This window comes from Nostoc sp. (genome assembly GCF_036919595.1).
Taxonomy (GTDB): Bacteria; Cyanobacteriota; Cyanobacteriia; order Cyanobacteriales; family Nostocaceae; genus Nostoc.
The window spans coordinates 1-14068 of sequence record NZ_JBALCO010000072.1 but is presented as its reverse complement, the minus strand read 5'-3'; the positions used below and the strand labels follow the sequence as shown (position 1 = coordinate 14068).

Sequence of the window (14068 nt, the reverse complement as noted above, 5' to 3'; positions counted from 1 at the left end):
CTCAGTTGCACTCGGCTTAATAAATCCTCAACATTTAAGAAACTGGTTTGCTAGTTGCTGCTACTGTACCTCATAACACCCGTAAATGCTGTATGTGGTAACAATGAGCGCTGATGCCAAATTTTTCGCGTTACTATTTTTGTATTTTCTTTACGTTGAAGCAACACTGCTTTTAGTTTGGAATCTTGGGAAAACAGCATTTTGCAGCAGGCTAATTGACTTGAGTAATATTCGCCGAGTGGAGATGCCATCTACGCTGCTCTGGAGTTGAGCCAGGAACATCATTGACTCGCCGCAGTACATAGCTGCCGCGAAATCGCTGTGGAGTTCCATTTGTGCCGATTGCAGTCACGGTAACCGGAATCTCAATGTAGATTGAGCCTGCACCTGGATCTGGTGTACCGGGTTTTCCAACCTCTACAGCAACGGATGTGGTGTTAGCAAAACCCTGCTTGAACTGCTCAAACGACTGCTTGCTAGCAGCGCCATTTCCCTCCCAAGCCGAGTAAGCCTGTTTATAGTCTTGACGGGCGATTGCGCTGTAATAGTCACGAATGACTTGGACTGCTTCCTGCGGAAGCGGCTCAGTACCAGCAGCACTTTGTGTGGGAGAGACTAATGGTGCCATCGGACTGGAAGCGCTTTGAATAGGAGATGTTGGCGGCAGTGTCGGGCTGGATGCAATCAACAGACTTGCAATCGGTGGGGTATTTGCAGAAAGTGGCTGTGATTTAAAAGAGGCATTATAGACTGTTATGGCGATTGGAAGCAGCACTCCTCCAATGGCTATCCGGTGCTGTTTTAACCAGATATATAAAGAAAATTTCATCATGACAAAGATATCTCCTTGCAAATCTGCTGAGTGCTTTTCAAAGATTCTACATCCTGTAAAGGACTGGATAGAGCCATGTGACAATCTCAAGCATCATCACGCTATAGATGTTACCATTCAGATGGTAGATAATGCTAGGTTGTTGTGCCTCCAGTATCTCCATTAGAGCGAAAGTTTAAAAATAAAGACAATGCAATTATTGCAATGTCAGACTACTTCCGCTCTTTTATTGTTAGCATCCCGGCAAATTCTGCTGCGACAATCTAACCTACTCGTTGTGAAAGTTCACAATTGATCAGAATATATTTGTCCATTGCTATTCCTTTTGTACTTGGCTACTCCAGCAATACCGATCTGTAAAATGTTACCTAATAGCACCCTTAGAGAAATTATTGGGTGTATCAGGCTTTTAAGCGAAGCCATCAAGTTCGTCACCTTCAAAAATGCGTAGGCGTAGCCGTCGTAGATATCGCCACCACTCAATCTCGTCGAGCAGCAACCGTCATGTCTTGACCGTAGATCGGGTTAAAGCTGCAAATGGCATCACCAAAAACCAAGTAAGTAAGTCGGCGAGAAAAATTCAATGCATATGAAGAAATATGAAGTTGAAGTAGAGTGTGTCACGCCGTAGGCTAACGCACTTTGAATCGTTGGTGCGTTGCACTGCACGACAACGCACCAACGATTTAAATTTATTAACATAGCTTGAAATATTAGCACCGACTTATTTAATTTTCAGGAGAACGCGCCATTATTTCATAACGACGGTACTGGCTAGCCGGAACCTTGTAAAGTACTATTTATGAGAGGGGTTCAGCATCCTTGATGACTTCGTAAATTTCCTGAGCAGGCATGGATTTGGCGAATTCGAGGAAACCTTTTTCGTCAGTGGGTGCGCGATCGCCCAGATAGCCACCAATACTGACGATCTCACGAATTAGTAATTATTTGGTCAGTTTCTCCTTCGCTCGATAAAACTTTTGTAGCTTCAAAAATAATTTTCCTACTTCTCGTTGTAAAAAGAAGTTGAGAAAGGTACGGATACCAGTAATCGCTGCAAGTTTTGCCACTGCATCCCATGAGAGGGAAATAGCTGTGCCGATGATATCGGCAGCTAATAGAAATTTATTGCAGAGATGGCGGTTCGATAAATATAAGCTTTTTGGCAATTTTTGCATAAGTCCTATGGGAAAACAACCCACAACATAAGATGCAACTGCCTATGGCTACATTGGTAATTTCATTAAGCCACCCTATAGCGATTGTAAACCCCGAACTACGGGTACATGGGGCTGCGTGTCTTCCATGCATCCATCATGCCAACACTGACCATAGGAAATACTAATGCGCCCACAATTATGAGCGGCAAAATAGCAGCCGATTTAATTAAAGTCGCAGGTCGCCTTTCACAGCGAGTATTTTCAGCATTTACAAACTAACTCTGAGCGATCGCCGCTTCAAAGGTAGATTCAACCTCATAGACAATCATCGCTCTAAAAGGACTTCTAATTATCTCAAAAAAATCAAATATACAATAATGTGTGAAAAATCTTTAACTTGAAGTGTGAAAATGTTATGAAAGCAAACTATCCTCAAGGAGTCCAGCACTGATGGAAACAGCAGACGTCATTCTGATTGGGAGCGGTCAAGGAGGCATTCCATTAGCAGCTGATTTTGCTTCATCGGGTTGCAAGGTGGTCTTGTTTGAACGAGATGCTTTAGGCGGCAGTTGCATCAATTATGGCTGCACTCCTTCCAAAGCATTTTTGGCAGCAGCTCATGCAGCAGGGCGTGCGCGTCAGGCAAAGAAATTAGGCATTCACACGGAAGTTAAGGTTGATTTTCCCGCCGTCATGGAGCGAGTCAGGGGAATCCGTAACAGCTTTAACCAGGGTATTCACAAGCGATTGGATGATGCAGGTGTCAAAATCGTTTGCGCTGAAGCTTCCTTTGTTGGTGAACGTACTGTTAAAGGGGGTGATGTCACCGTTCAGGCTCCAATGGTTATCATCAACACTGGCACGTCATCGCTGATTCCTGATATTCCGGGTCTTGCAGGGACTCCCTACCTGACCAATCGGAATTTCTTTGACTTAAAAGCATTACCACCCCGGTTACTGGTAATTGGGGCTGGCTATATTGGATTAGAACTGGGGCAGGGACTGGCACGTTTGGGCAGTCAGACCCATTTAATTGTGCGGGGCGATCGCGTTCTTGATCGGGAAGAGACTGATGTCAGCAAGGTCTTAGCAGAAGCATTAAAGCAGGATGGGATTCAGCTTCACTTTGGAATGAATGTAAATCAGGTTGCACACGAGAATGATGTGTTTAGGCTGACATTCAGCAGTGGTGAGCAACTTCAGGCAGAGGCGTTGCTGGTTGTGATTGGACGCAAACCAAATACAGGTGCATTAAATGCAGCCAAGAGTGGCATTGAGCTAGATGATCAGGGGTTTATCAAAATTAACGACCAGTTCCACACAACCTGTTCTGGAGTCTATGCGATTGGAGATGCTGCCAAACAGCCTGCCTTTACACATGTGTCCTGGGAAGACTATCGCCGCTTGAAGGCAATTTTATGTGGAGAAAACCGGACGCGGAGCGATCGCGCCCTTGGCTATGCTATCTACACAGAACCTCAGGTTGGGCGAGTGGGGATAACGTTATAACAGGCTCAGAAGCACGGCATTAACGCGCGTGCTGTTACGTTACCCATGAGCCAAATTGCTCGTGCGATCGAGTGGGGGCATGATTTGGGGTTTTACCGCATGGTGATCGATAGCGATACTGACAAAATTTTGGGAGCCACCCTGGTAGGATATGAAACGGCTGAAGTGGTGCATGTTTTTCTGGATTTGATGGAAGCGGGAGCAACCTGGCAGTTGTTAGAGCGATCGGTTCATATCCATCCCACCTATGGTGAAGCATTACCTAGCCTAGCACGGTTGCTGCTTGGAGATAATATGCCCGGCTGTCCGAACAGGTGAAGAGGTGAAGAGGTTTTATTGATGCACAACCTCAATTGTGCATCAATAAAACGTGAGATAATCAGCAAAATCATTTGAAAGCCCGTTTTGCCGCTCACTTGCCGCTGCTAGCAACGAGTAAAAAATTTTGTTAGACAAACTTTTCGTTGATTAACACCATGCTGAAGTTGGAGCTTAACCCTATTGTGTCACTCTAAGCAGAGGAAAAATAGAAATAAGGGATATTGAAGTTTTGAAAAATTGAACGAGCCAGATTATTGACAATCATTTAAAGTCTCAAAAATCCCTCAGATAGCTTCGGGACAGTAAAGACTTTTAGTTAAGGTTTAATCAAGTTAAATAATAAAAATGATCTAGAAATCAAATTAAGTAGGTCAAAATTCGGTTTGATAAAAGCTAAAGAAATTCATATATAAGTAGTGGAATACAAAGCAGAATTTTAACCAAATAACTAAAACCTCGTCTAATATTAAAAGTTAGTCCTTTACAGAGACATTTTAGATGGTATCCCAGGCAGAAGACTTCACTATCGGTGTTGAAGAAGAATACCAGATTATTAACCCTGTAACTCGTGAGCTTTGCTCGCGTCAACAGCAAATTTTACAGATAGCCGAGAAAGCTCTTGGAGAAGAGGTACAAGCCGAGGTTTATCTGTCGCAGATAGAGATTGGCACACCCGTCTGTAAAACGCTGGCAGAAGTCCGCGCAGAAATTGTACGTTTGCGGCAAGAAATAATTGCAGCAGCAGCCAAAGACGGGAATCAAATCGCTGCCGCTGGGACGCACTCGTTCTCTTCATGGTCAGAACAGCAGATTACGCCCAAAGAACGGTACCAAGGGCTGATGCGAGATTATCAACAACTTACTCGCGAACAAATGATTTTTGGCTGTCATGTACACGTTGGGATTAGCGATCCTCAGATGGCACTTTGTATCATGAACCGCGCACGAGTCTGGCTAGCACCCCTTCTGGCGCTAGCTGCTTCCTCGCCTTTTTGGATGGGTATGGATACAGGATATGCAAGTTACCGCACGGAAATTTGGGGGAGGTGGCCGATATCAGGGCCGCCATTAATTTTTGAGTCACTTGCTGAATATCAAGCGCTTGCAGAAGCTTTAATCGCAACAGGGAGTATAGAGGAGGCAACAAAGATATACTGGGATGCACGTCTGTCTGAGCGTTACCCAACAGTAGAGTTTCGCGTCACAGATGTATGCATGACAGTAGACGAAGCTGTAATGGTTGCAGGACTAGTGCGCGCCTTAGCACGCACCTGCTACGAAAAAGCAAAAATAGACGAACCATTCCCGGCTGCACGCCATGAAGTTATACGTGCTGCTCACTGGCGTGCTGCACGCTATGGATTGGATACAGAACTGATAGACGTTGAAGCAATGCGTGCTGTCCCAGCGCCGGAGTTGCTTGAGAAGTTTCTAGCCTTCGTGCGTCCATCGCTAGAAGAGTATGGAGACTGGGACGAGATTTCATCGCTTGTGCAACAGACAATGCAGCATGGTAATGGTGCAACACGGCAGCGTGAAGTGTACAAACGTACAGAACGCTTAGAGGATGTAGTTGATTTCATCGTTGCCCAGACGGCAAAAGGTATTGCTTAACTTTTTAGATACATTTCCAAGTCTCCTACTAGCTTTAGGTTTGCCATTCTACTACTATTCTATTGTATTCGCTGGATTTCAAGTCCTTTGCTTATTATGCAATAGAGCCTTTTGTTTACGATCGCATGGTTCTGATGGATTAACTTTTCACGATACTCAGTTATCAAGTAGGAAGAGCTTTTAATCACACAGTCGCTCTTTTTCACTTGGCTTCATATGCGGCTGTAGTTACTAGCGATCACTAAATACTATTGCAGCATAGTCCGCGTACCTATTCCTTCTAATAAAGTAAGTGACAAAACCCCAGCAGGTGAGAGTTGAAAGCGCGATCGCCTGCTTCGGGGAGAGGGTTTTGCAAAAGTTCTCCTCTATTTGCGTATCCGGCCAATCATACCTTTAGTGTCCTGTTGATTTTTGCCAAAATTAGCCCGATGCGATCGCGGAGTAAAGATTTACAAAGCGGACTCCAAGCAGAGGTTGTCATGACTGCGGTATGCACGCATTTACTTCAGCATTCGAGGAGCAGGGCCACGAGTGGTATCCAGTCCTGACACAAGAGGTAGAGTAATTGTTTTACCTGTTTGTGCCGCTTCGTAAATCAACGCTATCAGTTTTTGGTCTTGCAAACCTTCTTCACCAGGCGTATGGGGTTGCTTATTTTGAATCACACAATCCGCCATATGATCAATTTCTAAGGCGAACTGGTTCTTCTCGCCTATCCGCACTTCGCTGACATTTTCTGCCATGCTGTTTGTTGGTGATTTGCGCGAAGTCATCATCCGCAAACCGTTGTAGGAGAACGCCGGATCGAGTTGTGCCCAGGCATCAGAGCCGAAGACGCGAAACCGCCGCGCTTCGTGAAAGCCGTAGCTAGTGGAGCAAATCGCTAGCACTCCACTGGGAAACCGCAATTGGAAAGTAACACTTTCTTCCACCTCTTTGAAGCGTGGATCGCCAGGAGTGGTAAAAGTTTGGGCGCTAATTGCGATCGGTTCCTCTCCCGTCAAATAGCGAGTTGCATTCAGGCAATAAACTCCCACATCTGGTAAAGAGCCACCTCCAGCTAGAGCGCGTTTCAACCGCCACTGGTTTAAGTCACCGCCCTGATTTTGTCCGTTGTCTGCCTGAATCACCTTCACAGTTCCTAATTCTTTGCTGCGAATCATCTGAATCATGGCACGATGGTGTGGCTCGTATTGGCAGCGATAAGCAATCATCAGCTTGCGATCGCCTTGTTTGCAAGCATCGATCATCTGTTGAGCATCTTCAACCGTGGTTGCCATTGGCTTCTCACACAGAATGTGCTTCCCTGCTTTAGCACCACGCACCGTATATTCCCGGTGCATACTGTTGGGCAATACAATATAAATTACATCAACATCTGGATTGTTGCGGAGATTGTCGTAATTCTGATAGTTGTAAACGTTCTGTGATTTAATGCCATACTGCTGGGCAACTTGATTCGCTTTGGCAGCATCGCCACTAACTAATGCAGTTGGCTTCGCTAGCTTACATTCTGCAAACGCAGGCATGATTTCTTCTAATGCCAGTCTGCCCAGTCCAACGATCGCAAATCCCAACCGTCGTTGTGGGGGCAATGCAGTCGGAGGCCCACCTGTATCGACCTCAGTCTTTTCTGAGATCGGCGCAAATTCAATCTGAGGCGGCATTCCTCCGTGTGGCGTGGCTTGCCCAGTCGGCTGTTGGGCAGTAACCTCTTCGCCCATACTACCAAGTGCGACGGCTGAAATGGCTCCTAATCCAGCAGTAGTCAGAATTTGACGACGAGAAAATTCTCCTTTAAACAATTCAGACATTGTGGTTCCTTTATGATGAAATTTTGGACTGATACAAGTCCGCTTAAATAACTGTCAACATAATTCGTAATTTGTAGTTGCAATTTAATTACGTTAGTGCAATATCCGCGTACTCCTGGAAAGAAGCAAGCTATGTGCAGCGTCTCGTAAAGAACGTTACTACGAATTACGAATTAGTAATTATTTGGTCATTGCGATCGTTCGCTCTTAGTACAGCATTCCATTAATTCGTAGCAAATTAATGAAATGTTAATGTCTCCATCTACAGTGCCAATGTATCCGTCTACAATGCCAATGTATCCATGTACAATGCCAATGTATCCATCTACAATGCCAATGTCTCCATCTGCAATGCCAATGTATCTCTATGCATTTAAAAACGCTACGATTTTATGCGAGACTGTACTTAGCATTCCCGCAGGGTAGGAAAGTAATCCTAAAAACCCTGCGATCGCGGCGTTTCACTTGTAATTGATTTATTACGTGTAATTTGCCGGACATCATATTACGGGGTAGTGGTTGGAGTTGGGCTACTGGTTGAAGTTGGGGTGCTGGTTGAAGTTGGGGTGCTGGTTGAAGTTGGGGTGCTGCTTGGAGTTCCAGAATTAGCAAGGGAACGAACCTGTTCCAAGTGTTGTTGGAGGGTTGGTAGCGCTTGAGCCGCAAATGCTTTCACGTCGGAATCTTGTCCCTTTTGAGCTTCACTTTGAAATGCAGCAACATCCTTTTTATGATCTTGAAGCATCTGATTCAGATATTGGCGATCAAAGGTAGTACCAGAAACCTTAGATAAGCGTTGCTTGACTTGCTGATTTTTTTTACCAATAGTAGTTGGCAGCGTGACACCTTTTTGAAGCGCCAACTGTTTGAGTTGATCATTCACGGGGGTGTGATCATCAACCATACGCTGTCCATACTGTTTTACTGCATCACTACTTCCACGTTGTGATGCCAATTGTCCTAGTTGGACTTCTGCTAAACCACCTTGAGCAGCTTCAGTCATGAACTTTTTGTCTGAAGAACTGAGGGTATTTTGCCCTGATGCAGTTGATGACGCATTTGGTGATGGACTCTCTGTCCTTTGCACAGACTGAGCAGCTGGAACTTCAGATGTATTCTGGTCATGCGGAGTAGTTGGTGTGCAACCAGTCGCCAGAGATAAAGCGATCGCTACTAAACCAGTTGAGAATATTTTTAAGTTAGGCATATCAATGTTTTCCTGAAATAAAGGTGTATTTTCTAATGCAGAAATTTGCAGTTATGATTCAACCGTTACTCCTGCTTCCAATTCCAAAGCTTTGATAAATGCTGATGCATTTTCTTCCCCCCATCCTTGATTAACTGCTGTTTTAATGGTTTCTCTGACAATTGCGGCAGCAGGCATTGGAGAATTTAAATCTTGGGCAAATCGAGCGATCAAATTGGCATCTTTAAGCAAATTATTTAACGCAAAACTCGGCGTAAAATCGCGATTTACGAGCGTCTTGCCCATGCCGTCAAAAATCGGAGAGCGAAAATCTACCACATGCAGCACATCAAGAACGTCTTGTGTATTAAGTCCGGCTTTGGTTGCCAGAATCAGCGCTTCCCCTAACGCTTCGATTTGGGTTGCCACAATCGAATTACCAATGAGTTTCATTGATGCACCTTTGCCAGTGTCACCTAGATAATGGATCGTTTCGCTCAACGGCTCCAAAATTGGTTTGACTTGCTCAAATACGTCCCGCTTGCCACCAACGACAATCCACAATCCCCCAGCTGCGGATTCGTTTTTACTGCCAAAAACGGGAGCATCAAGAAATTCGACCTGCTTTTCGGCATAGGCTGCGGCTTCTCGACGCGAGGTATCAGGATGAACTGTACTCATGTCGATCGCAATTTGTCCTGATCGCACGTTCGATAAAATGCCATCTTTCCCAAAGACAACCTCTTCAACTGCATTGTCATTCGAGAGCGAGTAGAGAATCGCCTCGGCATTCTCTACGGCTTGTGCTGGTGTTTGTGCTTGTGTTGCACCTTGTTCAACCAAAGGCTTACAGGACTCTAGACTACGATTCCAAACGTTGAGATCATAGCCCGCTTTGAGCAAGTTGGTTGCCATACCCCTGCCCATGATGCCGAGTCCTAAATACGCAATGCGTTTCATAATTATGTTCTAGATGGTATCTTACTTCAAGGAAATAGCGATACTTTTAGCACACAGGAAGTGTGTCTAAGTCAGGCAGTTTTTACCCCCCTTCACATCATCGAAGTTTTGAGGATAAATACATCTTCCAATTGATAGACTCAGCAGGAATCAAGATAGGGACAGCAATGAATCACCTAGCTTTTTGTGAAAATGCGTCAAGTCAAGTAACACAAAAATTGATTTTGAGAAGATGTGCGTAACGCATCAACTCGATTTAACGTTACACCTGCAAAATTGCGTAGGCGTAGCCCGTTGTAGACATCGCTGTTTGTATAAATCAACAGTCAAACATAGTATTAATCTTTACCCAAGATAAGCTGGATTCATAGCTGTACTGTCATTTTGGTTTGTGGTCTTATATCGTTCGTACTGCCCTTTAGCCGCTGCCTCACGGGTACGTGCTAACAGTGCTGTAACTCGTGCCTGATCCATTGGCTTAAATGTGCGGACTGCTTCAAACGCTTGGTCTAAAATTCTCATGCTATCGATGCCCGTAATTACAACTGATGTTGGCAAATTCATTGCGTAGTGCAGGCACTCGATCGCACTAACAGTGTTGCTTCTAAGAATGTAAGACTCTCCGATGGATTTCATTCCCAGCACACCAATGTTATTTTTCACTAACACAGGTAAAACTTGATGTTCAAAACTTCTAAAATGAGCATCCATAACATTTAATGGCATCTGCACAGTATCGAAGCGGAAACTATTTTGTGTGGCAGTTTCCAACATCTGAAGGTGAATCAGGGGATTCTTGTGTCCTGTGAAACCGATATAGCGAATTTTGCCCGCTTTTTGCGCCTCGATAACTGCCTCCATCGCACCGCCAGGAGCAAAGATGCGATCGGGGTCTTCAAAGCGCAGTATTTCATGATGCTGCACTAAATCAATGTGATCGACCTGCAAATCTTTGAGCGATTCATCAATCTGCATTTTCGCAGCACCTTTAGTGCGACCATCAATTTTCGTCATTAGGAAGACCTTTTGGCGATAACCATCCTTAAGAGCATTTCCCATCCATCGATGGCTACGTCCATTATGATAGTCCCAAGAGTTATCCATAAAGTTGATGCCGCGATCAATGGCACTGCGGATCAGCTTGATACTATCTTGCTCCTCTTCAATTTTTCCAATGTGAAACCCACCCAAGCCAATCGCAGATACTTGTTCTCCAGTACGTCCGAGGGTGCGATACAACATTTCGCCGCGTCGAGTTGGAGTGGGTGTTTGAGCTAGTAGTTGAGTTTTTTCATCAACAGGTTCTGTTTGAGCAAGGAGCGGCTGCAAAAATCCTTCCGAAACTGCAAGTCCTGCCGCTACTAATCCCGAAGCAGAAGCAGTTTTCAACAAGCTGCGTCTACTGATTTCCATAATTGTCTCCTACAAGTAACAACAGGAATGAGCCGTATAGTAGCACGGCAATCTGGCACAGAGACTCTAACTAAGGAGTGCTTTGAAACATACACCGTAAGATGCATTCACAATGTAAGCCAATGCATTCATAATGTAAGCCGATACATTCGCGATGCAAGTTAATACATTCACAATGCTTACCCTTTGTTTAAAGCCCGATTTAAAACTTTATCAATAAAGGTCAGGACTTACGCATGGGTTATGAAATAACGTAGACGCAAAGCGGCTTGCCGCAGGCTACCACTCCAGACACAGAGAAGCCAGTACGCCCTTCTCCCAAGGGGAGACGCCAAGGGCGATGCGGTTCCCCGACTTGTCCCTTGCGTGTCTCCTGTCTTGAGAAGCAACTGGCGCGACACGGAGGAATGATTTGAGAGGTTTTTTGCGTAAGTCTTAAGGGTAAAAGTTAAAGGGTTGGAGGAAAACAGCCTTTAAGAGACTTCCAAGTAAAAAAATAAGTAGATCAAAAAAATTTACAGTCATTGCAAGCGAAACGTACTCCTACGGAGAAGCAAGCGACGCGGAGCATCTCGTTGGCAAAGCCTCTCGTAGAGAAGAGAAGCAACGTCAGTCCTTGCGATCGCTGTTTCGGCTGCGAAGAGTCTTTTGTCAATCGAATCGATTGATGCCTTTTGCACTATTTGGCGTTGCAGTTTATGAAAGATGCGATCGCCTTTACTTGCTCTTCACATTTTTCTACCAAGTTGTCTTACAGCAATAATTAGAGCGAATCAATGCCGCTTCAAACTTGCGCTTTTGGAGTGTTAGAAATTTTAATGCTCCTCGTGATTTAAAACTGATTTAACTGTGAGTGTAAGCCGATGCATTCACAATGCAAGCCGATGCATTCACAATGTAAGTCGATGCATTCCTAATGCAAGCTAATACATTCACAATGTAAGTCGATGCATTCTTAATGCAAGCTGATACATTCACAATGCAAGCTGATACATTTACAATGTAAGCCGATGCATTGTAAAAACTTGCCTTTTTCAAGCTTACCTGATTTAAAAACTTTATCTTACTGATAGTTTTTTGGTTATAATGGGTACATTAGATAGATACTGTAGCACTGTATACATCTATGACTATCCAAGATATAATGCGCCGTTTGCGCCCTCAAACCATTAGTCAAGATATTACCTCATTCCACGGTTTACAAACGGTAAGCACATACAACACAAATCGTGCTGATGCTTCAGCGGCAAAGTTACAGGAAGTTTATCAGGCGATGTTGATTTCTCAAAAAATCGAAACTGAGAAACTAGCTTTATACCGTGCTATTTCTGATACTGCCAGATTAGCAGAATGGGAATTTCACAATGCTGTATTAGCGATGAAAGAAGTCGTGCGTGGGCAATATGGCTCAGATAGCGATCAAGCTCAAGCAGTGGGACTGAAGAAAAAATCAGACCGCAAACGTCCTTCCCGCAAAAAGCCGATTGCGATCGCCAGTTAATCAACTTAATTGAGTTTGGAAATTAGCGATCGCATTTGCAGTATTCGGCGTTGCAGTTTATCGAGATGCGATCAGATGATTCCTTAAAACTCAACGGCAGCAATTAAAGGACTTAATATAAGACTTACGCAAAAAACCTCTCAAATCATTCCTCCGTGTCGCGCCAGTTGCTTCTCAAGACAGGAGACGCGCAAGGGACAAGTCAGGGAACCGTATCGCCCTTGGCGTCTCCCCTTGGGAGAAGGGCGTACTGGCTTCTCTGTGTCTGGAGTGGTAGCCTGCGGCAAGCCGCTTTGCGTCTACGTTCTTTCATGACCCGTGCGTAAGTCCTGGGACTGACAAAAAATAAATTATCCAAAATTATCTGTACATTTGTAGGGGATGTTGGCCCAGATCCCCTATTGTTATCTCATATCTTGCATTTGCTGATTGCTCGGACGCTCCAACTCCAAATCTTCCCAAGAAACTGGATCTTCTACAGGTTCCAGATGAGTTGTAACGTGGGTTGAAGGCAGCACCCGAAGAATAGCAAGCTCAATTGCCTCGCACAAATCATGCCCTTGTTGCACTGTCCAAGATCCAGGCACAAGAACATGAAAGTAAACAAAGCGGCGGGTTCCAGCAGTGCGGGTTCGCAAAGCATGGAACTGGATGTCTTGATGTTTGTACTCGTTAAGGATGCTGTTGATTGCGTCAATTTCTTTTTTAGGCAAAGCTGCATCCAGTAACGCGCTACCGGTTTCTTGCAGCAAACGAAATCCTGTCCAAGTAATATTTGCTGCTACTATTAGGGCGACAATTGGATCAAGCACGAGAGCGCCTGTTACTTTGACGAGGAAGATTCCAATCACCACACCACCCGAAGTTACCACATCAGTAAATAGATGGCGAGCATCAGCCTTGAGTGTAATAGAACGCAATCGTCGCCCTGCCCGTAGCAAGATAAAGGCAACAACGCCGTTGATTGCGGTAGCAAATAGGGAGAGTGCTAACCCCAATCCCAGCTGTGTTAACGGTTCTGGATGTAACAAGTGTCCCCAAGCTTCAACAGCAATGCTAATAGCTGCCACTACAATCAAGGCACCTTCTGCACCACTGGAGAAGTATTCGGCTTTAGAATGCCCAAAGGCGTGTTCAGTATCGGCTGGTTTATCAGCATAAGTCAATGCCCATAGAGCGACCAATGCTGCCACAAGATTTACAATTGACTCAATAGCATCTGAAAGCAGTCCCACTGACCCGGTTAGCAGGTAAGCGCCAAACTTTAGGGCAATAGTGACGATTGCCGCTGCAATCGACAAGAAAGCGTAGGAGCGGGCTGATCGACTACTCATCTCGGTCACGGAGGTAACTACAGTGATTCCGAGCTAACAGTACCAAATTTGACTTAAATCGTCATCAGCCCTGAGACTTCTACTGATTGGTAAAAGAAACTACAGGATATCATTGCGATCGCCGAGGTGTGATTGATCTTTCATTGTTTCGGCGATGTCTACGGCGGGCTACGCCTACGCAATATCTACAGCAGCTTGTATAGTGTAATTGGTAAATCACGGATGCGCTTACCTGTGGCATGATAAACGGCATTGGCGATCGCCGCCGCCGTGCCGGTAATCCCAATTTCGCCAATTCCCTTGACACCAAGCGGATTGATATGTGGATGGGAGCAATGCGATTTTGTGAGGTCGGCTAAAAAAGGTGCGATCGCTAATCACCCATTACGTATGAGTTAAATATTTTATACAATATTACTAG

The 14068-nt window shown here is 44.8% G+C and carries 11 protein-coding genes and 1 pseudogene; 5 read left to right on the top strand and 7 right to left on the bottom strand.

Annotated features, from left to right (window positions below; all coding sequences use genetic code 11):
- Nucleotides 1-211: 211 nt before the first annotated feature.
- Complete coding sequence (locus tag V7K21_RS10150) at nt 212-832, bottom strand: hypothetical protein (protein ID WP_335173808.1); 621 nt, start codon at nt 830-832, stop codon at nt 212-214.
- A 944-nt stretch (nt 833-1776) separates the two neighbouring features.
- Nucleotides 1777-2010, bottom strand: a complete 234-nt coding sequence (locus V7K21_RS10145; RefSeq protein WP_335173806.1) for a DUF1622 domain-containing protein — start codon at nt 2008-2010, stop codon at nt 1777-1779.
- A gap of 138 nt (nt 2011-2148) precedes the next feature.
- Between V7K21_RS10145 and V7K21_RS10140 the strand changes: the two genes are divergently transcribed.
- The 4 genes and pseudogenes from V7K21_RS10140 to V7K21_RS10125 all read left to right on the top strand — a co-directional run bounded on the left by V7K21_RS10140 (nt 2149) and on the right by V7K21_RS10125 (nt 5436).
- The gene (locus V7K21_RS10140) at nt 2149-2271 is read left to right on the top strand and encodes a hypothetical protein (protein WP_335173804.1); all 123 of its coding nucleotides are present in this window, start codon (nt 2149-2151) and stop codon (nt 2269-2271) included.
- A gap of 171 nt (nt 2272-2442) precedes the next feature.
- A complete protein-coding gene (locus tag V7K21_RS10135) occupies nt 2443-3501 on the top strand; it encodes a dihydrolipoyl dehydrogenase family protein (RefSeq protein WP_335173802.1) in 1059 nt (352 codons plus the stop codon).
- Nucleotides 3502-3513: 12 nt separating this feature from the next.
- A pseudogene (locus V7K21_RS10130) lies at nt 3514-3819 on the top strand (dihydrolipoyl dehydrogenase); the annotation flags it as partial.
- 501 nt (nt 3820-4320) lie between these two features.
- On the top strand, nt 4321-5436 hold the full coding sequence (locus V7K21_RS10125; RefSeq protein WP_335173800.1) for a carboxylate-amine ligase: 1116 nt from the start codon (nt 4321-4323) through the stop codon (nt 5434-5436).
- A gap of 503 nt (nt 5437-5939) precedes the next feature.
- Here V7K21_RS10125 and V7K21_RS10120 read toward each other — a convergent pair.
- The 4 genes from V7K21_RS10120 to V7K21_RS10105 form a co-directional block, all read right to left on the bottom strand.
- On the bottom strand, nt 5940-7253 hold the full coding sequence (locus V7K21_RS10120) for a Gfo/Idh/MocA family protein (RefSeq protein WP_335173798.1): 1314 nt from the start codon (nt 7251-7253) through the stop codon (nt 5940-5942).
- Between the two features lie 505 nt (nt 7254-7758).
- Nucleotides 7759-8460, bottom strand: a complete 702-nt coding sequence (locus V7K21_RS10115; RefSeq protein WP_335173796.1) for a DUF4142 domain-containing protein — start codon at nt 8458-8460, stop codon at nt 7759-7761.
- A 51-nt stretch (nt 8461-8511) separates the two neighbouring features.
- The gene (locus tag V7K21_RS10110; protein WP_335173794.1) at nt 8512-9399 is read right to left on the bottom strand and encodes an NAD(P)-dependent oxidoreductase; all 888 of its coding nucleotides are present in this window, start codon (nt 9397-9399) and stop codon (nt 8512-8514) included.
- Nucleotides 9400-9744: 345 nt separating this feature from the next.
- Nucleotides 9745-10812 (bottom strand): aldo/keto reductase, encoded by a 1068-nt coding sequence (locus tag V7K21_RS10105; RefSeq protein WP_335173792.1) that lies wholly within the window; start codon nt 10810-10812, stop codon nt 9745-9747.
- 1126 nt (nt 10813-11938) lie between these two features.
- Here V7K21_RS10105 and V7K21_RS10100 point away from each other — a divergent pair.
- Complete coding sequence (locus tag V7K21_RS10100; protein WP_335173790.1) at nt 11939-12313, top strand: hypothetical protein; 375 nt, start codon at nt 11939-11941, stop codon at nt 12311-12313.
- A gap of 404 nt (nt 12314-12717) precedes the next feature.
- On the opposite strand, the gene V7K21_RS10095 is transcribed toward V7K21_RS10100, so the two are convergent.
- A complete protein-coding gene (locus V7K21_RS10095; RefSeq protein ID WP_335173788.1) occupies nt 12718-13647 on the bottom strand; it encodes a cation diffusion facilitator family transporter in 930 nt (309 codons plus the stop codon).
- Between the last annotated feature and the right edge of the window lie 421 nt (nt 13648-14068).

Coding starts and splice junctions, on each gene's coding strand:
- V7K21_RS10145 (WP_335173806.1), bottom strand. CDS start 2,010: ATGCAAAAATTGCCAAAAAGCTTATATTTATCGAACCGCCATCTCTGC.
- V7K21_RS10135 (WP_335173802.1), top strand. CDS start 2,443: ATGGAAACAGCAGACGTCATTCTGATTGGGAGCGGTCAAGGAGGCATT.
- V7K21_RS10150 (WP_335173808.1), bottom strand. CDS start 832: ATGATGAAATTTTCTTTATATATCTGGTTAAAACAGCACCGGATAGCC.
- V7K21_RS10115 (WP_335173796.1), bottom strand. CDS start 8,460: ATGCCTAACTTAAAAATATTCTCAACTGGTTTAGTAGCGATCGCTTTA.
- V7K21_RS10125 (WP_335173800.1), top strand. CDS start 4,321: ATGGTATCCCAGGCAGAAGACTTCACTATCGGTGTTGAAGAAGAATAC.
- V7K21_RS10120 (WP_335173798.1), bottom strand. CDS start 7,253: ATGTCTGAATTGTTTAAAGGAGAATTTTCTCGTCGTCAAATTCTGACT.
- V7K21_RS10110 (WP_335173794.1), bottom strand. CDS start 9,399: ATGAAACGCATTGCGTATTTAGGACTCGGCATCATGGGCAGGGGTATG.
- V7K21_RS10105 (WP_335173792.1), bottom strand. CDS start 10,812: ATGGAAATCAGTAGACGCAGCTTGTTGAAAACTGCTTCTGCTTCGGGA.
- V7K21_RS10095 (WP_335173788.1), bottom strand. CDS start 13,647: ATGAGTAGTCGATCAGCCCGCTCCTACGCTTTCTTGTCGATTGCAGCG.
- V7K21_RS10100 (WP_335173790.1), top strand. CDS start 11,939: ATGACTATCCAAGATATAATGCGCCGTTTGCGCCCTCAAACCATTAGT.
- V7K21_RS10140 (WP_335173804.1), top strand. CDS start 2,149: ATGCCAACACTGACCATAGGAAATACTAATGCGCCCACAATTATGAGC.